This window comes from Asaia sp. As-1742, from assembly GCF_011753235.1.
GTDB lineage: Bacteria > Pseudomonadota > Alphaproteobacteria > Acetobacterales > Acetobacteraceae > Asaia > Asaia bogorensis_B.
In genome coordinates this window covers 279,076-301,955 of record NZ_VWWA01000003.1, presented here as the reverse complement: position 1 = coordinate 301,955, position 22,880 = coordinate 279,076, and the positions used below count along the sequence as shown (strand labels likewise).

Genomic DNA, 22,880 nt, shown 5'->3' with positions numbered 1-22,880 from the left:
GATGTCATAAAGCGGGACGACCGGCGAAAAAAAAGAACGGATATGGTCGCGTGACCACACCCGTTCTTTCTGTAGGCTCAGACCGGGGAGCGCCTCAGAAGAGGCACTACCCTGTTATCTGATCAGGCCGAAGCCAGAGCCTTGATGCGAGCCGAAAGGCGCGACAGCTTGCGGCTGACGGTGTTGGCAGCGAGAACGCCCTTGCCAACAGCGCGCTGCATTTCCGGCTGGGCAGCACGCAGAGCGTCGTTTGCTGCAGCCTTATCACCTGAAAGGATGGCGCTCTCGACCTTCTTCACGAAGGTACGGACGCGGGACATGCGGGAAACGTTACGCTCACGGCGACGCTCGTTCTGACGGATGCGCTTGCGCGCAGAGGCGGTGTTAGCCATTTCTACTCTTCAGCCCTGTTCTGTTCGGCTTGTTAGGTCGTCTTGCAACGACAATAAAGCATACCGGCCAATCATCTCTAAAAGAGACGCAGAGCCAGCGGAGGGCTCGCCTTTAGTCCAGTTTCACGCTGCCAGTCAAGCGTCCTCTAAAGAAAGTGGCAGCTGACGCCGCGGACAATAGAAGCTTGACCGCCCTGCCTGCACCAGACGACGGATTCCCCCGCATGCCGGAAAGCCCGGACATTCGGGACAGGGCTCCCCTTCGCGGCCATAAACCTGATGCAGATCCTGAAACGCCCCCTTTTTGCCTTCGGCATCCACATAATCGCGTAAGGTGGATCCCCCTGCGCCGATCGCCTCAAGCAGCACGGCGGGGGTGATCTCTGCAATACGGGCAATCTGCGTTTCATCCAGAGACGAGGCCAGACGTTCGGGATGAATCCCCGCGCGATACAGGATCTCACATACATATATATTGCCAAGCCCGGCGACGACATGCTGGTCGAGCAAGGCGGTCTTGATGGGCGCGCGCTTGCGATGAAGCTTTTCATGAAGATAGGCAGCATCAAAGCCGGGTTGAAGCGGATCAGCGCCAAGCTGTCGCAGCAGGGGATGCTCGCGCTCCCGCCCTGCATCGGCCAGCAGAAAGCAACCGAAACGCCTTGGGTCGACAAGGCCGATATGTGTCCCGTTATCGAGCATCAGCGTGACATGTTCATGACGCTGGGGCTGATAGGCCCTGCCTTTGGCTGATCCGGGCGTGATCCTTATCCTCCCGCTCATGCCAAGGTGTATCAGCAGGGTCGGCCCACGCATGAGGGTAATCAGCATGTATTTGCCCAAGCGCACTGCATCACGGATCTTCTTGCCATCCGCCCGGATCGAAAGATCATCGGGCACCGGCCAGCGCAGATCGTGACGCACCTCGGTGCTGATGATACGGCGACCGGCAAGCGCCGATCTTAATCCATTCAGGATGGTTTCAACTTCTGGTAGCTCTGGCATCTTGGGTGCCGACACTATATCCAGAGAGACATGACCGACAACGCATCATTTCCCCCTCCCGAATCAGCTCACGCCGACAGGGACGAAACCACCGATTTCGGCTATCGCTCTGTCCCGCGGGCTGAGAAGAAACCTCTGGTGCGCGCCGTGTTCGACAGCGTGGCGGGTCGCTATGACGTCATGAACGATGTGATGTCGCTTGGTATCCACCGCGTGTGGAAGCGCATTTTCATCAACACGCTCGCACCGCGCCGGGATCTGAAGCTGCTCGATCTGGCCGGAGGGACCGGCGATATCAGCTTTGGCTGGCTGCGTAGCAATGGCGGCCCTGTCCTGCTGACGGACATCAACGCCTCGATGCTCGAGGTTGGACGGTCACGCGCTGCCAGCAAGGGATATCTGACGGATATCGAGTTCTCGGTTGTCGATGCCGAGGCCATTCCCCTGCCCGATCGCAGCGTCGATCGTGTTTCGATCGCTTTCGGGCTGCGCAACTGCACCGACAAGGATGCTGTCCTGCGCGAGGCCCGTCGCGTCCTGCGTCCGGGTGGCAAGTTCTGCTGCCTCGAATTCTCCCATGTGCAGGTGGCGGCTCTGGCCCCGATCTATGATGCCTGGTCGTTTGGCGTTCTGCCCAAGATGGGTCAGATCATCGCCAAGGACTCCGAGAGCTATCAGTATCTGGCGGAAAGCATCCGCACCTTCCCCGAGCAGGAGGTGCTTGCCGAGATGATGCGCAATGCGGGCCTTGAAAAAGTCAGTTACCAGAATCTCTCTGGCGGTATCGCAGCCATCCATTCCGGTTGGAAGCTCTGATTTTCCATGCGCGCCCGGGTCATCCTGATCATTGGCGGTGGTATTGCTGCCTATAAATCACTGGAACTGATCCGGCTGCTGCGCCGGAGCGACATCGCGGTCGAGTGCGTATTGACGCAATCGGCCACGCATTTCGTAACGCCGCTCGCTGTGCAGACTCTCTCGGGGGCGCCGGTGCATACCGAGCTGCTTTCCCTGGCCGAGGACAGCCAGATGGATCACATCGCGCTATCCCGCAGCGCCGATCTGATTGTCGTCTGTCCTGCAACCGCCAATATGCTGGCCCGCATGGCGAACGGTCTGGCGGATGATCTCGCCACGACACTACTGCTTGCCACCGATACCCCGGTGCTGGTCGCCCCGGCGATGAATGTGCGCATGTGGCAACATCCGGCCACACAGCATAATCTAGCCACCTTGCGTCAGCATGGCTGCTTCTTCGTCGGGCCGGACGACGGCGAGATGGCCTGTGGCGAGTTTGGTCCTGGTCGACTGAGCACGCCGGAGACCATTCACGCGGCGATCGAGGCCGCATTGTTTCCCCATACGCCGCTCACCGGCCGTCATGTGCTCGTCACGGCGGGGCCGACCCATGAGCCGATCGATCCCGTACGGTTCATCGCCAATCACTCATCGGGCAAGCAGGGCTACGCCGTGGCAGAGGCCTGTGCGCGGCTTGGTGCGCGGGTCACGCTCGTCAGCGGGCCCACAAACCTGACCTGCCCCGCCTCTGTGACACGCATCGATGTGCAAACAGCACGCGAAATGCTGGCGACTTGCGAAGCCGCCCTGCCAGCCGATGTCGCAATCTGCGCGGCTGCGGTGGGCGACTGGCGCATGGAAGACATCGCCACGCAAAAGCGCAAAAAAATACCCGGCCAGCCCCAGACACTCGCCCTTGTCGAAAACCCGGACATACTGGCGACACTCTCGGAGACCAGACCGGAACGCCCGGAACTTGTTATTGGCTTCGCCGCCGAAACAGAGCACCTCGAACACAATGCCATCAGCAAACGGGCGCGCAAAAACTGCGACTGGCTGCTGGCCAATGATGTTGGTGCGGATCACAGTATCTTCGGCGGGGATCGCAACAGGATCCTGTTCCTTTCCAATGCCGCGCCCGATTACTGGCCCGAAATGACCAAGCGCGATGTCGCAGCGAAACTCGCCGCTCTGATCGCCGACCATTTTTCCTCTGCCTCAAGGTAAGGTTTCATGTCTCCGCTTCCCGTTGAACTCGTCAGGCTTCCTCATGCCGAGGGGCTCGACCTCCCCCATTATGCCAGCAGCGGGGCTGCGGGCATGGATCTGCTGGCCGCCATCGACTCGGATATGATTATCCGCGCCGGGGAACGCGCCCTCGTGCCGACAGGTCTCAGGATCGGCCTGCCCGCTGGCTATGAGCTGCAGATACGCCCGCGATCAGGTCTTGCGCTAAAGCATGGCATTACGCTGCCCAACACACCCGGTACGATCGACGAGGATTATCGTGGCGAGATCGGGGTGATCATCCTGAACACTAGCCGCGAGGATTTCGTCGTGACACGTGGCATGCGCATTGCCCAGGCCGTTCTCGCTCCCGTCATTCGTTTGACATGGGTCGAGGTTTCCGAGTTGGATGAGACGGCACGTGGCACCGGGGGTTTTGGCAGCACAGGTATCCTGCGCACACCCTGACATCACCAATACGCCTCTGACGCGAGGAAGGAGAGCATGTCGCCATTTCAGGCGCGACGCGGCACACGCGGGCCGGATCGTAAGGCAGGACTGACAGCATCGCTTGTCGGTATCCTCGTCGTGGTGGCGGCGCTGGCCCTCGTCTCGCGCCTGGTTCCCGCGCAGCTGGCGGCCTTCCAGCATCACAGCATGACAACGCCCCATTTCCGCTCTCTGGCCGGGCTCGGGGTATTGCTGGGCGATCTGGGTCATACGACGCTGCGGATGATAGCGGCCACCGTAGTCGGCGCCCTGCTGGGTGCATGTCTCGCCCTTGCCGCAGCGAAGACCCCGCCTGTGCGCGGTGCAGTGCTCACCGCGCTGGGCGGTATGCATATGGTTCCGCTTCTCTGCCTCCTGCCCTTTCTGCATCTTCTCGGCTTCGAGGTTTCCGCTATCGGAATCACCGCGCTTTGCCTCGCTGCCCCTATTGCCAGTGCAGCCCTGGGCGCCTGGAGCACGATTCCCCGCGCGCTCGATGAAGCGGCCAGAGGGCTTGGTCTGACAAGCTGGCAGCGTCTCTGGCGGCTCGAAGCCCCTTATGCCATCCCGGATTGTGTGACGGCCCTTGCCCGCACCATGCCGCTGGCCTGGTCGCTTCTGATGGCTGCCGAAATGCTGCCGGTAAACGGCACATTGCCGACACGCCCCGGGCTTGGCACCCACGCTGCGCAGGCCGCGGCTCTGGGGTCGTTCTGGGAGTGCCTGCTGGCAGCCGGGCTTATCGGTGTTCTTGCCTTCCTTTACGATAGCTGCCTTGTCTTTCCCTGGCAGATCTGGGCGGATCGTTATCGCCTGCGCCCGGTTTTTGAGCATATTGCCGATCCCTGGATGCTCAAACTCTGGCGCCGTACCCGCCTGCTCAAGATCGCCGGTGAACATATGCGGCGCTGTCTTGCATGGCTGGGCGATATGCCGATCGGCCGTCGTGGCTTCCGCCCTTCCGGCGCGACACACACGGCCTCACCACTGATCGGGCTCTCATCGCTCGCTTTTGCCCTGCTGATCGTGATGGGCTTTTTCTACCGCCATCATGCGCTAGGGCTGCATGATCTCGTTGTCGTGGCCGAGCAGAGCCTTGTCTCGGCCCTGCGCATGACGCTCGTCCTCCTCCTTGCTCTCGCGCTGTGGCTGCCGCTGGGTGTCTGGCTCGGCCTGACGGCACGGCGCGCCGAGATCGCGCGCATGGTGACGCGCTTTCTGGCGCTCTATCCAAAGAACATCCTGTTCCCGCTGCTGTGCCTCGGCCTGACATTGCTTGGGTTGTCGCGCTTCGTCTGGCCGCTTGTTCTGTGCTTTTTCTTCATCCAGTGGCTTTTGCTGGCCCAGATCCTGCGCGGCATGAGGAGCTTTCCGGTGGATCTGCTGCAAGCCGCCCAGAACATGCAGATTCGCGGCTGGCTATGGTGGCGCAAGATCATTCTTCCCGGCATCGCCCCCATCCTGCTTGAGGCCGTCAGCGCGGCCTCGATGACGGGATGGACCATTCTGATCCTTGCCGAACGTTCGTCCTGGGCCCTTCATGGTGAGGATGGCGGCGGCATCGGGGCTTATGTGGCCAGAGCCATCGAGAATGGCGATCTGCCACGCGTCGTGCTTGGGGCTGCCGTTATCACCCTGTGCATTGCGTTGGGCGAATTCATGGTCTGGCATCCTATCCGCCTGCAGATCCGCCGCCGTATCCCGTCATCCCTGAGCCCGCCCGCCAAATGAGCATGGAGCCCGTCATGCAGGAAAGCCTGCTCTCGATCCGCAATTGCCTGCAGGTTTATCAGAAGGAGAGCAGCACCGACCTCCCCGTGCTTGAGGATGTCAGCTTTGACCTCCATGCGGGTGAAATCGTCGGGCTCGTCGGGCGTTCAGGCTCCGGCAAATCCACGCTTTTGCGTATTGCCTCAGGATTGATCCCGCCCAGCGCTGGAGAGATTCTCTGGAAAAACCAGAAGCTAACCGGGCCGACACCCGACATCGCCATGGTCTTTCAGTCCTTTGCGCTGTTTCCCTGGCTTACCGTCCAGCAAAATATCGCGCTTGGGCTCGAAGCCAAGCGTCTGCCGCGTCTTGAATGTGAACAGCGCTGCGATGACATGATCGATCTCATCGGCCTCAATGGCTATGAGAACGCGTTGCCCAAGGAGCTTTCCGGGGCCATGCAACAGCGCGTGGGGCTCGCCAGGGCTTTGGTCATGCAGCCAGACCTGCTGCTGATGGATGAGCCTTTTGCCTCGCTCGACATGCTCACCGCTGAAAATCTGAGGACGGACCTGATCGAGCTCTGGTCGGAGAAAAGACTGCCGACACGCGCCATGATGCTCGTGACCCATAACGTGGAAGAAGCCGTATTGATGTGTGACCGCATCCTGCTTTTTTCATCCAACCCGGGGCGAGTCTCGCATGAGCTGACGGTACCGTTTCCCCATCCGCGCAACCGTGACGACGCCGCATTCCGGCACTTCGTCGATCATATCTATACCCTCATGACACGCAGGGCGCCCCTCATCTCGGAAGCCAGTCTTGAGAGCGGCACCGCTGCGCCGCCCCCCCATCCCATGGCGCTGGTCCTTCCGCCCATCCCCATCAATGTCCTCGTCGGCCTGCTCGAATCGCTGGCAGCCGCCCCGCTCAACGGTCGAGCCGATCTGCCCCACTTAGCCGAGCGCCTTCAGATGGCGCTCGACGATCTGTTTCCGCTTGGTGAGTCCCTGCAGCTTCTTGAACTGGCCGAGCTGGAAGATGGTGACATTCTCATCACCGAGGCGGGCGCCCGTTTCGTACTGGCCGATCAGGATGAGCGTCGGGAAATCATGCGCGCGGCGCTGCTCCATCATATCCCGCTCATCCGTTCGATACGCGCCGTGCTGGATGAGCGCTCCGGGCATCGCACCGGGGCGGATCGCTTCCGGGAAGAGCTGGAAACCACCATGTCGCCGGGCTACGCCGAGCAGACGCTCATGACAGCCACCAACTGGGCGCGCTACACCGAGTTGTTCGATTTTGACGAGGAAGCCGATCAGTTCATGCTTGATCGGGAGGCCACCGGGTACTGAACGACCAAAATCTGGTTGGTTTCAGCGACATCCGGCGCCGTGACGACTTACCGCTTGAGGCCCGCAGTACAAGGCGCCGGCCCGGCCCGCCATGATACGCGGACCGGTTAACACAGATGACCCTGATCAGGCCTTCAGGCGATCGCGATACATCTTGCGGGCTTTCGCGACCTTCGGGGCAACCACAGCGCTGCAATAAGCTGTCTCGGGATTGCGCGCGAAGTAGTCGTGATGCTTTTCCTCGGCTTCCCAGAACACAGCGGGGCCGGCAATTTCGGTCACGATCGGATCTGGCCAGACTCCTGAAGCCTCGATTTCCTGCGTAACCTCGCGGGCAATGGCGTCCTGTGCCTCATCCAGCGCAAAAATGACCGAGCGATACTGCGTTCCGATGTCATTGCCCTGACGGTTGAGCTGGGTCGGATCGTGAGTGGTGTAAAATACGCGCAGGATGTCGCCATAGCTGATTTCCTGCGGATCGAACACGACCTCCACCACTTCCGCATGGCCTGTCGCGCCTGAGCACACCTGCTCGTAACTCGGGTTCTCGCGTCGGCCGCCGGCATAGCCGGGCTGAGCGGACTTGACCCCGCGCAACCCGGTGAAGATCGCTTCGGTGCACCAGAAGCACCCGCCCCCGATCAGGGCTTTTTCCACAACTGCCTCGCTCATGCGCGCCTCACTGGTTTACAACTGGAAGATAGATGCTGCTGGCCTGAGCCCCACCGTGAGAGATGGTCTGCGTTGCAGTCTTGTAGTCTGCCGCCTTGGCATCGAAGATGTTCGAGACATAGGTTTGGGGGTTGCGATCGTAAAGGGGGAACCAGCTCGACTGGATCTGCACCATGATACGATGGCCCGGCAGAAAGACATGGTTCACCGCAGGCAGGGTGAACTTGTATTCCTCGACCTTGTTCGCAGGGATCGCCTCGGGATGCGCAAAATCGTGACGGTAGCGACCACGGAAGATATCCATGGAGACCGCCAGCTCGTAACCGCCCATCTCGGGACGATCCGCCGTGACGCCGGGATAGACATCGATCACCTTCACCACCCAGTCGGCATCCGTCCCTGTTGTTGCAGCGAACAGATCCGCTGTCGGCACGCCTGATACACGCACCGGATGATCCAGAACCGGCGTCTGATAGGTCAACACATCGGGGCGGGATTCCGCAAAACGCTGATCGCTGACCAGCCAAGGCTTCCAGCGCGCGCCATCGGCAAAGCTGTACGGCCGCGTCATGAATGGCACCGGGTGGGATGGATCGGACACATAGCTGTCGGTACCGGGCTTGGCACGCTCGAAGCTCAACCCGTTTGCCTCGCCCAGATAGAGGCGCTCACCCGTACCTGCGCAGCTCTCACCGCAATTTCCCAACCAGCCGCGCAGGTGATCCCAGCGGTTATCACCCGTATTATAGATGATGGCGTCATCAAAATTGACCTTGGCACTGCCGGGCTTGAGATACTGGTCAAAGAACGGACGCATCACATGGCTGCGATACCAGAGCGCCGTATCGCCGTTGAAATGCAGCGGGCCGAGTGTCGAGCCATCGTAATTCACACCGCTATGGCGCCACGGCCCCATGACGAGGATATTCGGCACCTTGGGGTGGTCCTTGCGCAGCATCATCCAGCTATGGATGGCGCCCCACATGTCCTCTTGGTCCCAAAGCCCCTGCTCCCAGATGGTCGGTACGGTGAGAGGGTGCTTTGCCAGAAGCTTGTCGAGCGCCTGATCCTGCCAGAAGGCGTCATAGGCCGGATGAGCCTTGGTACGCTGCCACCAAGGAAACTGGTCGAGCCCCGCCTTGGTCGCAAAAGCGCCTGCCGACCCGGCTTCGAGGAAGTTCGTATAGTCATCGGCATTCTGGCGGGGGATGCCGTCGCTCTCGCCCTTCTTTGTCATCTGCATGGTGAAGTAGTCGAAGCTGCCCTGACGGAAAGCGCCGTAATGGAACCAGTCATCACCCATCCAGCCATCGACCATGGGGCTTTCAGGGGCAGCCACCTTGAGCGCCGGATGGGGGTTGAGGAGCGCCATTACCACGGTCCATCCTTCATAGGATGACCCGGTCATGCCCACACGGCCATTGCTCTGCTTCACGTTCTTGATCAGCCAGTCGATCGTGTCCCACGCATCGGTGGTGTCGTCGGTCTTGCTGGGGTTGAGCGGGCCGATGGGCGGGCGCGTCATGACATAGTCGCCCTCCGATCCATATTTGCCGCGCACGTCCTGAAAGACGCGGATATAGCCGCCATCGACAAAGACGCCGTCACCCTGTGGCAGCACGTTGCGCATTTCGGCAGCGCCCGAGACACGATCAGCGCGCTCGGAAGCATGATAGGGCGTGCGCGTCAGCAGGATCGGGGCTTCATGGTCCCTGGCTGCTTTCGGAATGACGATAACCGTGTGAAGCTTCACACCGTCACGCATCGGGATCATGACATCCTGCTTGATATAGTCGCGCGCCGTCTCTGGCATCTGGACATGGGCAGGAATATCCGAGCCGCGCTGCACCATATCAGGCGTGACAGGAAGACCGTTTCCTCCCTGGGCCAGGGCTTGCGAGGCCCCTAGCAGACAGGAGGTCACAAGAAGCAGGGATCGGGTCAAATGGCCAACGCGCACGCGGTTTTTCCTCTGGTTCAATGACAAGCGGCGCGATGATTGAACAGACTTCCCCTTGCGGCAAGCGATTGGCCACGTTATTTCGCACAGGGTAATAAAAATACTCGTGCGGGCTCGTTGCTATTGCATTTCATGCGCAACACGCCCCCTCACTCCAGCTCTCCCGGATCAGTCTCATGCCTGCCTATCGTTCCCGCACCACCACCCACGGCCGCAACATGGCCGGTGCCCGCGCGCTCTGGCGTGCGACGGGCATGACGGACAAGGATTTCGGCAAGCCCATCATCGCGGTCGCCAACTCCTTTACGCAGTTCGTGCCCGGTCATGTGCATCTCAAGGATATGGGGGCGCTGGTCGGTGGGGCTATAGCTGAAGCCGGTGGCATTGCGCGCGAGTTCAACACCATCGCGGTGGATGACGGGATCGCCATGGGCCATGGCGGCATGTTGTACAGCCTGCCCTCGCGCGAGCTGATCGCCGATTCAATCGAATACATGGTCAATGCCCATTGCGCCGATGCGCTGGTGTGCATCAGCAATTGCGACAAGATCACGCCCGGCATGCTCATGGCCTCGCTGCGTCTGAACATCCCGGTCGTGTTCGTATCGGGCGGCCCTATGGAAGCCGGCAAGCTGGATGGCCCCGGCATCAATCGCAAGCTCGATCTCGTGGATTCCATGGTTGCCGCCGCCAACCCGAAAGTATCGGATGCGGAATCGGAAGCCATCGAGCGTTCCGCGTGCCCGACCTGCGGGTCCTGCTCGGGCATGTTCACCGCCAATTCGATGAACTGCCTGACCGAGGCACTCGGTCTTTCCCTGCCGGGCAATGGCAGCCTGCTGGCTACCCATGCTGATCGGCGCGAGCTCTTCCTTGAGGCCGGACGTCTGGTCGTTTCGCTTGCCCGTCGCTGGTACGAGCAGGACGATGCCACGGCCCTGCCGCGCAGCATCGCCACCAAGGCAGCTTTCGAGAACGCCATGACGCTCGATATCGCCATGGGTGGTTCGACCAACACGGTTCTGCATCTTCTGGCTGCCGCACGTGAGGCCGGGGTGGATTTCCACATGGCCGATATCGACCGTCTGTCGCGCAAGGTGCCCAATCTGTGCAAGGTCGCGCCTGCAAAGAACGACGTTCATATGGAAGACGTGCATCGTGCAGGCGGCATCCCGGCCATTCTGGCCGAACTCGCCCGCTGTGACCTCATCGATACAACCGCCCATACCGTCCATGCGCCGACCCTTAAAGAAGCGCTGACGAAATGGGACATTCTCGAAGGCGATGACGACGCCTGCACACGCTTTCTGGCCGCACCGGGTGGCGTGCGTACCACCCAGGCCTTCTCGCAATCCAGCCGCTATCATGCGCTCGACACCGACCGTCAGCACGGCGTGCTGCGCGATCGCGCCCATGCTTTCTCGCAGGATGGTGGACTGGCTGTGCTCTACGGCAACCTCGCCGAAGCGGGCGCCATCGTGAAAACGGCGGGCGTTGTGGATAGCCTCCTGACCTTCACCGGGCGGGCCCGCGTATTCGAAAGTCAGGAAGACGCCGTGTCAGGCATTCTGGCAAACAGGATCGTCGATGGCGATGTCGTGGTCATCCGCTATGAGGGCCCCAAGGGCGGCCCCGGCATGCAGGAAATGCTCTACCCGACCAGCTATCTCAAATCGAAGGGTCTGGCCGAGACCTGTGCCCTGATCACGGATGGTCGCTTCTCGGGCGGCAGTTCGGGGCTCTCGATCGGTCATATCTCACCCGAAGCAGCCGAAGGGGGATTGATCGGCCTGATCGAGGATGGCGACCAGATCGAAATCGATATCCCGAACCGTGTGCTGCGTGCCGTGGTGGCGGCTGATGTGCTGGAAGCCCGTCGTGCTGCGATGGAAGCAAAGGGGGATGCCGCCTGGACCCCAGATCGCGTGCGCGAGGTCTCTCCGGCGCTGCGGGCCTATGGCCTTCTCACCACCAGCGCCGCCAACGGTGCCGTGCGCGATCTGAGCCAGATCTCGCGCAAGGGCTGACCGACTGGCCATGATTCCGGCTCTCCTGAGGATCATGGCCAACTCTCCCCTGGAGACGCGCCCGGGACCGCATGCACCGGATGGCATCAGTACCGCAGGGTTAGAAAGTCTACCGTGTACCGTTGAGACTTGAGACAAACCTGTGCCTTACAGGGGGAACGGTGAGCGAGCCTCCGGCCCCCGTAGGCAACCGCCAACAGGGGGCTCTCGCAAAAGACCATTCTAAAACGGACCGTTCATCCCCTCCCTAATCGGGATGATCGGCTGCGCTCTCCCCACTCAGGAGCTTTCGTGCGCCTGCTGCGGCCTGCCTCAGATCACGGGTTATCGCGACACCGAGAGACAATCACGAGTGGGCCATGACCGAGCACGGGAGACTTACCAATACCCCGCGCGTTGCAGGCGGCCCTGCCGGGACATCGCCACCTGCGGCAGAGAAGACTTCCGCAATCGAGGCGGAAAATACTTTGCGCTCCTGACAGCCCGAAGAGGCCTTTTCGAATCCTTGGTGGCTTAGCAATGCGGTATTGCCACGCCAAAAACATTTCGAATTGATATCATTCTCTCACCGCTTATAGACTTTCCGTCAGACCGGAAGGGTCCTGTCTTCGTTCAGTAAGGTCCTGATTGCACCGAGCGCGATTGAACCTGGGACTTCATCCAACGTCTGCGTGATCCGAACCGGCAGTCGCCCATCGGGGAGATTCGTGCCATGCTGCATATCAGGACGTATAAAGCTCTCCTGACCCTGGTTGCGCTCGCTGGCACCGGCGTTTCCAGAGCCCAGACAACCGATCGTATCGCGAACGCGGCAATCGTCGCGCAGAACTGCGTCGAGGGTGCCACGATCCTCCCTCTGCTCGGCGGTCCGGATGACGCCCCCATAATACCTGTGCGCGTCGAAGGGCACGATGCAGCCATGTATGTAAGCCCCTTATTCGGCCATCTGTTTGTCAGAAATGCGGGGGCAATCTGGTTTATCCAGGGACCGAGTCACCCGATGATCGCCCAGGACCAAACTGACGCACCGACTGAGACAACAAGGGTCGATACACTCGAGATCGGGCCGATCGTGCTCCACGACCTCGTTGCAGAGCGCTATGATGACGGCCCGCTCAGATTACTGGCTGGCAAGCCGCTCGTGGGTATCATCGGGCGTCCAATTCTTCAGCATTTCAGGCTCATGCTCATGCTGGATGTTCCCCATGAGAAGCTGGGCCTGCTGGCCTGGCGAGACGGGCCTCAATGTGCCGCAGGGCCGGAAGGGCTTTTCACGCGCAAGCCTGCGATCATCGATCTCGATCAGGAGGACCGCATAACAGCCTTCATCGACAATCACCCTGTCCATATCAGGCTCGACCCCGATCTTGTTCGTAGCGCCCTGCCAAGGGAGACGGTGACGGAAACACTGGCGTCGGCTGCCGATCTGGAGAAGGACCAGCCCGTCGTAACGAAATTCGGGACCCTGCAACGAGGCGTTCGCCATCGCTTCAATGACCTGCGTCTTGGCACGCGCGACTTCGGACCGACGGAATTCCTCGTGCTGGAAAACCTTTTCGACGGCGCCTTGGGCGCAAGCTTTTTCAGGCACGAGGTTGCCTTGATTGACTTTCACCATGGCAAGTTTCTCTTCGCACCGAGCACGTCTCAGGTAAGTCAGCCGGATCTTGGCCTCCATTTCGATGCCTCGCATGAGGGGATCGCAACCGTGCATGATACGCCACGCGAGGGCATGAATGGCCGACCCTGAGCCTTGATGGGTCAACTGGCGCACCACGCGACGCCCTGAACCAGGGACTCCATCGCCGTTCCGACCCAATGCCGGATCGTACCGCAGGAAAACGCGTCAGTGCCATTTAGCGAACATGTCATGCACAAATGCGACATTTCGTGCCATTGAGATGCCTCGTCGTTACTTGCCCTGCGCAGACATGCCCAAGGCTTACGGAATGTCCCTCATGCAACGCTTTTCCGCACTGCCCGTCTCAGACCGGCGTACTCTTCTGCTGGGCCTGGGCGCGCTCTTTCTGACAGGGGCGGCGCCCACCCCTACCTCGGACGGAGAACCGGGCTGTGACGGGCCGCCCCTGCCAGCAGGTGGAGGCGATCGTCAGGGCAAATTCGATGCGCAGGGCAAGCCTCTGTATTGGCCCGGCAACACGACGATCTGCCCTTTTGCCGAGACCCATCCCCTGTCGGTGGCCATGCTGGACATGAACGCCCTCATCCGCCGCGACTGGTCTGACCATATCGTGCCGACCCCGCCATCAAGCTACCATATGACAATTCTCGGTGGGATCGACCCTGAACAGAAGGCAAAGAACAACTGGCCATCAGGCATTTCCCCCTCGGTCACGATCGAGCAGACAACAGCGATCCTGCGCGATCGTCTCGCATCGAAAGCCTTCGAGTTCCCTGAGAAGATAGAGGTGGAAATCGACGCAGACCGGTTCCATGCGCCGCTGGTTGGTGTGCCCTTGCGCCCGGCGAATGCCGCGATGGCTACAGCCCTGTATGATTTACGCCGTCAACTTGCCGAGGCGATCGGATTTCATCCGGACAACCTGATGACATTCATGTTCCATGCGACCTATGGCTACAAGATCCGCCATATCCCACATACGCAGAAAGCACCTCTACGCAAGGCTGTCCATGAATGGCGCCGCGTGACAGCCGAGAAGCTGGGAACCATCGAAATTCCGCCCCCTGTGTTCTGTCGTTTCGAGACGATGTTCGCCTTCACGCCGCTTCTTGCCCTGTCTCGCAAGGGCTGAATACCCAAACACCCTCACACCCGGAGGTGGAGGATCCCGCAGGTCTTGCCTGCCTGCGGGACCCAGGTCGAGCAGCCGCCTTCAATAGGTGAAGGACAGGCTACCCAGGAAGGTGCGACCGACCGACGGGGTTGCGCGATCGCTGAAGAGGTTGGAGTAGTTCAGACGATTGGCAAGGTTGTAACCGTTGAGCGCAAGGCGCCAACGATGGCCGATCATGTGTGACACCATCGCATCCCATTCTGTTGTATGCGGCACGCGCGCCGTGTTGGCTGCATCAAGCCAGACAGAATCACGCCATGTCAGCCCGCCACCAAAAGTGAGGTTCCATGGCTTGTTTGGCGCAATCGTATAGGTGCTCCAGATCGTCGCCATGTTTTTGGGCGCATACTGGATGCGCTTGCCGATATCGGCCGGTGTCAGCGAGCCCGTCGTCGTGGCATCGTAATAGGCATAAGTGCCGATCAGGCTCCAGTTGCGGGTGATCTGCCCCGACAGGCTGAGTTCCACGCCCTGATTGCGCTGGCTGTCGCTCGACGACGACACACTTCCGGTAGAGGGATCGGTCATCAGGGCATTGCCCTTCTCCAGCCGGAACAACGAGGCCGTCGCGCCCAGTCGGCCATGCAGGAATTGCTGTTTGACCCCGATTTCATACAGGCTCGCCTTTTCCGGCTTGAATCCCTGTGTGGAGCTTTTGAGGGGCTCGGCACTATTGGTCACGTAGAGCCCGAGCGGTGTGGTTGAGCGCGCCCAGTTGAAATAGACCATCGTGTTGTCGCTGGGCGTGTACATCAGACTGACAGTCGGATTGATGGTGTTCTGCTGCTGGGACAGGCGCGTATCGGCAGCCGTCGCCCCTTCGGTTGCAGAATAATGACTGTTCCAGTGATCCCAGCGGAAGCCTCCGCGAATGGAGAACCACGGCGCGAGCCACATCTGCTCCGAGAAAAATGCCCCGACATCGGTGGCATCGCCGGTCTTGTAAAGCTTGCGTCCGGCCCCGCCGGAGAGATTGACAAGGTCGTACTGGTACTGCCCGAAGCCACCCAGCAATAGCCCCGGCTGAACATGCGTGGGATCGACCAGACTTGTGGTGTCGGTGCGCGTGCCGTTCTGCCCGTTGAAATTATAGGCGTAGTTCTTGCGGCGATCGTAGATATGCTCGACATCCCAGCCAGCAATGATCTGGTGCCGGATGGAGCCCGTTCGGAAGTTGGCACGCGCCGAGAAGACGTTCTGAACGGACCAGTCATTCTGCTGATAGGGCTCGGGCCCGCCAAGGTGACCGCGCCTGTTGACCTGAGCAGCCGAGGGATTTGTGAAAAAGAGCTTCTGGCAGGTAGCGTCGCAGCCCGGCTGCGACGCCGAGAAGTAACGGTCGTACAGCCCGCCACGTAGATCATCGGAAATCGTCAGATGCTGGCTGATTTCGGAGTTGAGGCGCGCGGTCAGCATGTTCACATTGGATACATCCTGATCATAATTCGTGCCGTACCAGTTGTGACGGTTCAGCCCGTATTCCGTAGCCGGGCGCCCGACCGTGCTGCCGGGTTTCGTGACGATCGGCACGCCATAATCGGGAATGCGGTTATCGGATTGATGAAAATACTCGAGGGTAAAGCTCGTGCGGCGTCCAAGGCCAAAGCCGATTGACGGCGCGAGTCCCCAGCGATGCGAATAGATATCATCGCGTCCAACAACATTGTTTTCGTTGCCCATGCCGGTGATCCGGATCGCCGATGCGTCGCCAAGCTGTTTGTTGACGTCCAGCGTGCCGCGGTAATACTCGCCCGACCCGCCGGAAAACTGTGCGTTGTAGCTGTCACCCAGATGGGCGACCTTGGTCACGATATTGATGGCACCGCCTGTGGTACCATTGCCGAAAACCTCGGAAGATGGGCCCTTAATGACCGAGATATGGTCGTAATCGAAGCTGTCACGCGTATAGACGCCGAAATCGCGAAGGCCGTTTTCGTAGATATCGTTCTGAGCCGCAAAACCGCGTATCAGGAACTGGTCACCCGCCATACCGCCCTCACCCTCGCCGACCGACGCTGTAATGCCCGGCACGTTTCGCAGCGCCTCGTCGAGGGATTTGACGTTCTGCTGCTGCATCAGGATCTGGGGCACCGCATTGACCGTCTGCGGTGTGTGCATGATGTCCTCAGGCATACGACCCAGACCGATAGGCTGATGCAGGATGTTCATGCCTGTGCCACGCACCAGCAGATTCTCCTCGCCTCCCTTGCCGGGGACGGCATCCGCTGAGTCGGGCTGCCTCGCCCTCGTGTCCGGTCGATCGGACTTGTCTGCCCTGCTTTGCAGAGCTTCATCATGAGGAGCCTTGTCGCGTCGGGCCGCACTGCGATGAGCCCCCCCACGATTCCCGTTCTTATGACGGGCTGTATCATGGGGCGCCGTCTCGTCATCCGACTGTACAGACTGCACCTGTGCCTGCGCCGAGGTGCAGGCGAGCGTCATGCCGACAATGAGCGTCAGGGGATGTGAGGGACGTACCCGTTTAGCCGACACGATCATTCTCCTTGCCTGGGGCGGGATTCGCTCTCGCCAATTGAGAATGGTTCCTATCTTTCAGCTTTATCGTCTGCAATCGTCTCGCAATTGCATCATACGCGTTTATGTCTTTGTGTTGCTTATCTGCGACACATCATGTCATTCGTCGCCGGGTGGCGTCGTCACACCGAGAAGCGTCAGTCTGGTGTGGACACGAGGCAGAAGGTCGCGCGCACGCGGGTCATCCAGTGCGCGAAGCCTCTTCTGCATGGCGAGCAGCACATCCGTTGTCGCATCAGCCAGCGCTTTCTTCCACCAGTCCAGCGCCTCCATCTGCTTTCCGAGGGCGAGAAGTGCCGTCGCGTAATTATGCTGCCCTCGATAATCTCCTGCTTCTGCTGCTCGGCGGTACCAGACAAGCGCTGTGGCGGGGTCCCGCGGTGTGTGCCACCCCTCCTCAATGAAACGGGCGAGAAGATTCATCGATTTGGGATGACCGGCTTCCGCCCCGACGCGGAACAAGGCAAGCGCGCGCGGCAGATCGGCGGTCATCCCGATGCCACGCATGGTCATGATTGCAAGGTTGTAGTTGCCCCAGAGATCACCCTTTGCGGCGGCGATTCCGTAATGTGTCGCAGCTGCGGGCAGATCGACCGGGCCACCCCAGCCGAAATGATGGCAGCGCCCGAGCATATTATGAGCCGGGCCATAGCCTGAGGAGGCGGCGATACCATACCATTGTCTCGCCCGGACCGGGTCTGACGGAAGATAGATACTCTCAAGCAGGATATCGCCCCATTGAACCTGAGCAGCAACATGCCCCTGATAAGCCGCCTCTCGAATAGCGCAGATCATTTCCGGCAACTCGGGGCCGTCATCACGAGGTGATGTCCCCCGTTTTATAGGCCGCGATATGAGGCGTTTGAGATAAGATAGCACGGGTACGCCCCCAGGATGATCAGGCCGCCACAGGGGCGGAGCCATCTCGCTCTATGCGCTGGAGTATTCTCACGCAACTGCGAATCTCTCGCATAACGTGCTTGGTTTTGGAGGGAGCGGGCCTAGGCGAAGCCTAATTGGGTTCCTGCCGAAACCCGGTATCATTCTCCCCCACCTGTCATGAACGGTTCGTTGAACAGGCGGGAGTCATCACGCAGAGCGCGTCGGCCACTCTGCGTGATGCTTGACAGATCAGGCCCCGGCAAGCCGTGCCAGCGCCGCCTGGAGGCGCTCGCGATCATGGGTGAAACTCGCCAGACGCTCGCGATTCTCCTCGACCACCTCCGGCTTGGCACGTGCCACGAAATCGGCATTGCCCAGCTTACGCTCGACCTTGTCGATTTCCTTGGCGAGGCGATCGATTTCCTTTTCCAGACGCTGGATTTCAGCCCCGATATCGATAAGTCCTTCCAGCGGAAGGACGAGTGTTGCCTCATCGATTACCGTCAGCGCGGCTGCCTTGGGGGGCTCGCCCGCCAGAGCGGAGACCGACGTTACGCGCGCCATGCGCCCGATCACCGTGGCCCAGCGCTCGGCACGTTCCAGCGTTTCCGGGGTGGCATCGCGCAGCAACACAGGCACCATCTGCGCCGGCGGAATGTTCATTTCCGAACGTAGGGTACGAATCTCACTGATAAGACGGATCACCCAGTCCATTTCATGAGACGCGACGTCGGCGCCCTGCGGCGGAACGAGCGTCGGCCAGGCGGACTGTGCCACGCTCCCGCCAAACCCGAAGGATTGCCAGAGCTCTTCCGTCACGAACGGGATGACGGGATGCATCATCTGCAGGATGGTGCCGAGAATATGGGCGGCGACCGCACGGATTTCATCCTGCTCCGGCGTGTTCTCGGCTGCAAAGGCAGGCTTTGCGAGTTCAAGGAACCAGTCGCAGAACACGTTCCAGACAAAGCGGTAGCAGGTGCCAGCGAACTCGTCGAAACGATAGGCGTCGAGCGCTGCCTTGGCACTCGCAACGGCTTTCGTCGCTTCATCGAGGATCCAGCGCCCGAGCACGCTCTGCACGCAGGCCGGGTCAAAGCCGCTCACAGGCTTGACGCCGTTCATCTCGCAAAAGCGCGCTGAATTCCATATCTTGGTGATGAAGGTGCGGTAATCTTCCACGCGCTTGCGGCCGAACTTGATATCGCGTCCCGGCCCCGTCAGGGCACAGATTGCCATGCGTGTCGCATCTGCGCCGAACTCGGCCACGAGATCGAGCGGATCAAGGCCATTGCCCTTGCTCTTGGACATCTTCTGGCCGCGCTCGTCACGCACCAGACCATGGATCAGGACCGTGCTGAATGGCACGTCATCCATGAAGTGCAGACCCATCATCATCATCCGGGCAACCCAGAAGAAGATGATGTCAAATCCGGTGACGAGCACACTTGTCGGATAATAACGCGCGAGCTCCGCTGTCTTGTCTGGCCAGCCGAGCGTTGTGAAAGGCCAGAGCGCCGAGCTGAACCAAGTATCAAGCACGTCCTCATCGCGTGTCAGGCTGACATCGTCGCCGAACTGCGCACGTGCCTGAGCAAGGGCCTCTTCCTCGCTACGTGCCACAAACACGCTTCCCTCCGGGCCGTACCACGCCGGGATACGATGCCCCCACCAGAGCTGACGGCTGATGCACCAGGGCTGGATGTCACGCATCCACGCGAAATAGGTGTTCTCCCATTGCTGGGGCTCGAAGCGGATGCGCCCCTCCTCCACCGCCTTGATGGCAGGCTGGGCAAGGGTTGCCGCGTCGCAATACCACTGCTCGGTCAGGCGCGGCTCGACAATGGCACCGCCACGTTCGGCGTAGGGCACCTGAAGCGTATGCGGCTCGATTTTCTCGATATGCTCGAGACGTTCCAGTTCCTCCACGATACGCTTGCGCGCCTCGAGACGGTCCATCCCTTCGAGCGACCGAACGAAGTCGATTGAGGAAAGCCCCTCGATCTCCTGCAGCTCGGACGCGATTTCATCCAGCCAGATCGCTGCCGCCTCGTCCAGGATGCTCGGCATGGGCAGATCATGCCGCTTGCCGACCTCGAAATCGTTGAAGTCATGTCCGGGTGTGATCTTGACCGCGCCGCTCCCTTTCTCGGGATCAGAGTAGGTATCGGCCACGATCGGAATGCGACGGCCCGTAAGCGGCAGCGTCACGAACTTGCCGATCAGTGCGGTGTAACGCTCGTCTTCCGGATGGACGGCCACGGCGGTATCGCCAAGCATGGTCTCGGGGCGTGTGGTCCCCACGACAATGGTCCCGCCACCCTCGACCGGATAGCGCAGATACCACATGGAGCCCTTGGTCTCCTTGTTCTCGACTTCGAGATCGGAAATGGCAGAGCGGAACGCCGGGTCCCAGTTAACCAAACGCTTGGCACGGAAGATCAGGCCCTGCTGATGCAGGGTGACAAAGACGTCACGAACGGCGCGTGACAGGCCCTCATCCATGGTAAAGCGCTCGCGCTCCCAGTCGGCCGAAGCACCGAGCGTGCGCAACTGCTTGATGATCTGGCCGCCAGATTGCTCTTTCCAGGCCCAGACGCGTTCAAGAAATTTCTCGCGCCCCATTTCCTTGCGGCTGACGCCTTCTTTGTCGAGCACGCGCTCGACGACCATCTGCGTGGCGATGCCAGCGTGGTCTGTACCCGGCTGCCAGAGGACATTGCAGCCCTCAAGGCGCTTCCAGCGGATCAGGATATCCTGAAGAACGAAATCGAGCGCATGACCGAAATGCAGGGTACCGGTCACATTCGGCGGCGGGAACATGATCGAGAAGGCGTCGCCCCCTTTTTCAGGATGCGCCGCAAAAAGACCTTCTGCCTCCCACTGGGCATAGAGGCGGGCTTCACATGCCGCGGGGTCAAAGGTCTTTTCGAGCATTGTCTTCCTGTCACCTGTCTGGCCATACCCGGGGACCTGACGGGCCGGATATGAATCGAACGTCCAATGACCGCACTTTACAGTTTTCGCGACGCCTCGCCAAACCCCTCATCGCGCAGGCAGGCATATCGTCTCGCTCGGGACGGATCGGTGAAACTACGACGATGAGCACTCACTGATACCCCCGACGATAAACGCCGGGGCGACCCGTTAGGCATTACCCATTTTATGAAGTTGACCCGGATTTAGCGCCCTGGCTGACTCACGGCATAGTCGTTGATGCCCCACAAGCGATCCTTGACGGCCTTGTAATAGGCCTTTTCGTCATAGATCGGCACGTCGAGCTTGAGATCAGCCGCTGTCAGCCGCCCCATCGCTGCGGCCACGGCATAAGAGGACTGAACCAGCCCTGCCAGATTCTGCACAAGCGCCGTCTGCGCCTGAAGAAGGGTCTGCTGCTGCTGAAGGACTTCAAGGGTCGAACTGGTGCCGACGATGGCCTGACGCTCAACACCGTCAAGAGCGATCACGTTGGCGGCAATGGCTGTGCGGTTACTGGTGATCGAATCATTATAGGCTCGAAACTGCTGCCAGTTGGCTGATGCGTCCTGCGCTGCAGAACGCCGGGCAATTTCGGTCGCCCTGCGCGCGGCAAGGTATTGCTGGCGGGCCTGACGTACAGCCGCGTATTCGGCGCCACCTTGATAGATAGGGACGTCGAAACTGATCATGCCATATTTGTTATCAGTGACCATTTTCCCATAGCCCTGATTCTTGATGTAGGAATATCCAAGAGTTGCAGAGATCTTGGGGAGAATCTGCGACATCTGGACCGAGAAATTATCCTTCTGCTGCGCTTCAACGAAAAGCGCGTTGATGATCTGAGGATTATTGCGTGTCGCTTCGGCCACGACATCCTTTTCTGCTTTTACAGGGAGGGCAAGCGGTTGAGGCGCTATCAGATTTGGCGCGGGTGGAACACCAACGACCTGCTGGTAAGTCGCCTGTGCCGCGCGCAAGGTTCCTTCACTTTGCTGACGCGTCGCTTTGGCTGTTGCGAGGGCCGCCTGGGCCTGCGCCACGTCCGTACGCGTGATTTCGCCCTGCTGGAAACGATCCTGCGTCGCCCTGAGCTGCTCCTCCAGGACGTGCTCGTTATTGATGTTGATCTGCAAAAGCTGTTCGCCGCGGATCACCCCGAGATAGACGTTTACGACATCATTAAAGACCTGCTGTTCGGTCTCGATCAACTGGGCGCGCTCAGCCATCACAGTATTGACGGCCTGATGCGTCTGGGCTGTCGTCTTGCCGCCTGTATAAATGTTTTCTGTGAGCGTTACACCACCCTGATATCCAGGGGTCGAGTAGGACCGGCTATAGGCAGGCGTCCCGAAATCCGATCCTGGTTCTGGGCCCTGGGCGCCATAGATATTGGCCCCTTTGTAGTACGTTAGCCCAGCCTGCCCGCGTATCTGGGGACGCCAGCCTGCCAGCGCCGATGGCACCTGCTCATCTGTCGCACGCAGCCTTGCCCGTTCCTGACGCAAGGTCGGGTTGGTGAGATATGCCGTCGCCAGAGCTTCCTGCAGCGTATGGGGAATGAACTCGGGCGAGCCTTTGCCGTCGTAAGTCTGCGCAAGCGCCGTCGTGCTGTTCAAAACTGCAATCAGACCGACACTGAGCGAAGTATAGGCTTTTAATTGATCCGTTTTCATGGATGCCCTTTCGATTGACGGCAACGCTGCAACGACGTGCTGGCATATTCATACGCTGGTGTTGAGGTGCTCTTGAGCGCTCCTATGCCATAACTCGAAGCATTCGGAAATTTCTTCTTATTTCTTGCAGATTGCTTCCAAACCCTCTTGACCCGCACGGCGCGACGAGGGATATAGCGCACACACCAGCTGGTCCGGTGGCAGAATGGCTATGCAGCGGACTGCAAATCCGCCTACGTGGGTTCGACTCCCGCCCGGACCTCCAAATTCCCCAAAAACACGCGCCCCATCATTCCCCTTCCCAAGGGATGATTCTTGACGCGCGTGGCGTTCGCGTCGTCAGGCTATGCAGCTTCGGTC

The 22,880-nt window shown here is 60.1% G+C and carries 16 protein-coding genes and 1 tRNA gene; 9 read left to right on the top strand and 8 right to left on the bottom strand.

The annotated features are described in order from the left end of the window. Positions 1-122: 122 nt before the first annotated feature. Together rpsT and mutM are read right to left on the bottom strand one after the other, a co-directional pair. A complete protein-coding gene (gene rpsT / locus F3J08_RS06335) occupies positions 123-392 on the bottom strand; it encodes a 30S ribosomal protein S20 (protein ID WP_023977402.1) in 270 nt (89 codons plus the stop codon). Positions 393-527: 135 nt separating this feature from the next. Continuing rightward, entirely contained in the window at positions 528-1,397 is an 870-nt protein-coding gene (mutM, locus tag F3J08_RS06330; RefSeq protein WP_166928840.1) for a bifunctional DNA-formamidopyrimidine glycosylase/DNA-(apurinic or apyrimidinic site) lyase, read from the bottom strand. 30 nt (positions 1,398-1,427) lie between these two features. On the opposite strand from mutM, the gene F3J08_RS06325 reads away from it, so the two are divergent. Genes F3J08_RS06325 through F3J08_RS06305 form a run of 5 tightly spaced genes read left to right on the top strand, consistent with a single transcriptional unit; the run spans position 1,428 to position 6,976 of the window. Beyond that, positions 1,428-2,213: a class I SAM-dependent methyltransferase gene (locus tag F3J08_RS06325; protein ID WP_122049509.1), complete on the top strand. Its 786-nt coding sequence runs from the start codon at positions 1,428-1,430 to the stop codon at positions 2,211-2,213. 6 nt (positions 2,214-2,219) lie between these two features. Further along, entirely contained in the window at positions 2,220-3,422 is a 1,203-nt protein-coding gene (coaBC, locus tag F3J08_RS06320) for a bifunctional phosphopantothenoylcysteine decarboxylase/phosphopantothenate--cysteine ligase CoaBC (protein WP_166928839.1), read from the top strand. A 6-nt stretch (positions 3,423-3,428) separates the two neighbouring features. Beyond that, positions 3,429-3,890: a dUTP diphosphatase gene (dut, locus tag F3J08_RS06315; protein ID WP_166928838.1), complete on the top strand. Its 462-nt coding sequence runs from the start codon at positions 3,429-3,431 to the stop codon at positions 3,888-3,890. 36 nt (positions 3,891-3,926) lie between these two features. Then, a complete protein-coding gene (locus F3J08_RS06310) occupies positions 3,927-5,642 on the top strand; it encodes an ABC transporter permease subunit (protein WP_166928837.1) in 1,716 nt (571 codons plus the stop codon). Further along, entirely contained in the window at positions 5,639-6,976 is a 1,338-nt protein-coding gene (locus F3J08_RS06305; protein ID WP_370458676.1) for a nitrate/sulfonate/bicarbonate ABC transporter ATP-binding protein, read from the top strand. Before F3J08_RS06310 ends, F3J08_RS06305 begins: the two co-directional genes overlap by 4 nt. A 126-nt stretch (positions 6,977-7,102) precedes the next feature. Here F3J08_RS06305 and msrA read toward each other — a convergent pair whose 3' ends face one another. After that, positions 7,103-7,648 (bottom strand): peptide-methionine (S)-S-oxide reductase MsrA, encoded by a 546-nt coding sequence (gene msrA, locus F3J08_RS06300; RefSeq protein ID WP_166928836.1) that lies wholly within the window; start codon positions 7,646-7,648, stop codon positions 7,103-7,105. A gap of 7 nt (positions 7,649-7,655) precedes the next feature. After that, complete coding sequence (locus F3J08_RS06295; protein WP_240149200.1) at positions 7,656-9,539, bottom strand: CocE/NonD family hydrolase; 1,884 nt, start codon at positions 9,537-9,539, stop codon at positions 7,656-7,658. A 245-nt stretch (positions 9,540-9,784) separates the two neighbouring features. On the opposite strand from F3J08_RS06295, the gene ilvD reads away from it, so the two are divergent. From ilvD to F3J08_RS06280, 3 genes are all read left to right on the top strand, one after another. Further along, positions 9,785-11,635 (top strand): dihydroxy-acid dehydratase, encoded by a 1,851-nt coding sequence (ilvD, locus tag F3J08_RS06290; RefSeq protein WP_166928835.1) that lies wholly within the window; start codon positions 9,785-9,787, stop codon positions 11,633-11,635. Between the two features lie 712 nt (positions 11,636-12,347). Continuing rightward, positions 12,348-13,385 (top strand): hypothetical protein, encoded by a 1,038-nt coding sequence (locus F3J08_RS06285; protein ID WP_166928834.1) that lies wholly within the window; start codon positions 12,348-12,350, stop codon positions 13,383-13,385. Between the two features lie 208 nt (positions 13,386-13,593). Beyond that, positions 13,594-14,409 (top strand): DUF1868 domain-containing protein, encoded by an 816-nt coding sequence (locus F3J08_RS06280; protein ID WP_166928833.1) that lies wholly within the window; start codon positions 13,594-13,596, stop codon positions 14,407-14,409. 81 nt (positions 14,410-14,490) lie between these two features. On the opposite strand, the gene F3J08_RS06275 is transcribed toward F3J08_RS06280, so the two are convergent. From F3J08_RS06275 to F3J08_RS06260, 4 genes are all read right to left on the bottom strand, one after another. Further along, positions 14,491-16,893 (bottom strand): TonB-dependent receptor domain-containing protein, encoded by a 2,403-nt coding sequence (locus tag F3J08_RS06275; RefSeq protein ID WP_166928998.1) that lies wholly within the window; start codon positions 16,891-16,893, stop codon positions 14,491-14,493. A 192-nt stretch (positions 16,894-17,085) separates the two neighbouring features. Further along, a complete protein-coding gene (locus F3J08_RS06270) occupies positions 17,086-17,781 on the bottom strand; it encodes a tetratricopeptide repeat protein (protein WP_166928832.1) in 696 nt (231 codons plus the stop codon). Between the two features lie 336 nt (positions 17,782-18,117). Beyond that, entirely contained in the window at positions 18,118-20,805 is a 2,688-nt protein-coding gene (locus F3J08_RS06265; RefSeq protein WP_166928831.1) for a valine--tRNA ligase, read from the bottom strand. Between the two features lie 245 nt (positions 20,806-21,050). Next, positions 21,051-22,520, bottom strand: a complete 1,470-nt coding sequence (locus F3J08_RS06260; protein ID WP_122039342.1) for a TolC family outer membrane protein — start codon at positions 22,518-22,520, stop codon at positions 21,051-21,053. A 191-nt stretch (positions 22,521-22,711) separates the two neighbouring features. Between F3J08_RS06260 and F3J08_RS06255 the strand changes: the two genes are divergently transcribed. Then, positions 22,712-22,785 (top strand) — tRNA-Cys (locus F3J08_RS06255). The last annotated feature ends 95 nt before the right edge of the window (positions 22,786-22,880 follow it).

Coding starts and splice junctions, on each gene's coding strand:
- dut (WP_166928838.1), top strand. CDS start 3,429: ATGTCTCCGCTTCCCGTTGAACTCGTCAGGCTTCCTCATGCCGAGGGG.
- mutM (WP_166928840.1), bottom strand. CDS start 1,397: ATGCCAGAGCTACCAGAAGTTGAAACCATCCTGAATGGATTAAGATCG.
- ilvD (WP_166928835.1), top strand. CDS start 9,785: ATGCCTGCCTATCGTTCCCGCACCACCACCCACGGCCGCAACATGGCC.
- F3J08_RS06285 (WP_166928834.1), top strand. CDS start 12,348: ATGCTGCATATCAGGACGTATAAAGCTCTCCTGACCCTGGTTGCGCTC.
- F3J08_RS06270 (WP_166928832.1), bottom strand. CDS start 17,781: ATGATCTGCGCTATTCGAGAGGCGGCTTATCAGGGGCATGTTGCTGCT.
- F3J08_RS06280 (WP_166928833.1), top strand. CDS start 13,594: ATGCAACGCTTTTCCGCACTGCCCGTCTCAGACCGGCGTACTCTTCTG.
- msrA (WP_166928836.1), bottom strand. CDS start 7,648: ATGAGCGAGGCAGTTGTGGAAAAAGCCCTGATCGGGGGCGGGTGCTTC.
- coaBC (WP_166928839.1), top strand. CDS start 2,220: ATGCGCGCCCGGGTCATCCTGATCATTGGCGGTGGTATTGCTGCCTAT.
- F3J08_RS06265 (WP_166928831.1), bottom strand. CDS start 20,805: ATGCTCGAAAAGACCTTTGACCCCGCGGCATGTGAAGCCCGCCTCTAT.
- F3J08_RS06275 (WP_166928998.1), bottom strand. CDS start 16,893: ATGACGCTCGCCTGCACCTCGGCGCAGGCACAGGTGCAGTCTGTACAG.
- F3J08_RS06310 (WP_166928837.1), top strand. CDS start 3,927: ATGTCGCCATTTCAGGCGCGACGCGGCACACGCGGGCCGGATCGTAAG.
- F3J08_RS06260 (WP_122039342.1), bottom strand. CDS start 22,520: ATGAAAACGGATCAATTAAAAGCCTATACTTCGCTCAGTGTCGGTCTG.
- rpsT (WP_023977402.1), bottom strand. CDS start 392: ATGGCTAACACCGCCTCTGCGCGCAAGCGCATCCGTCAGAACGAGCGT.
- F3J08_RS06325 (WP_122049509.1), top strand. CDS start 1,428: ATGACCGACAACGCATCATTTCCCCCTCCCGAATCAGCTCACGCCGAC.
- F3J08_RS06305 (WP_370458676.1), top strand. CDS start 5,639: ATGAGCATGGAGCCCGTCATGCAGGAAAGCCTGCTCTCGATCCGCAAT.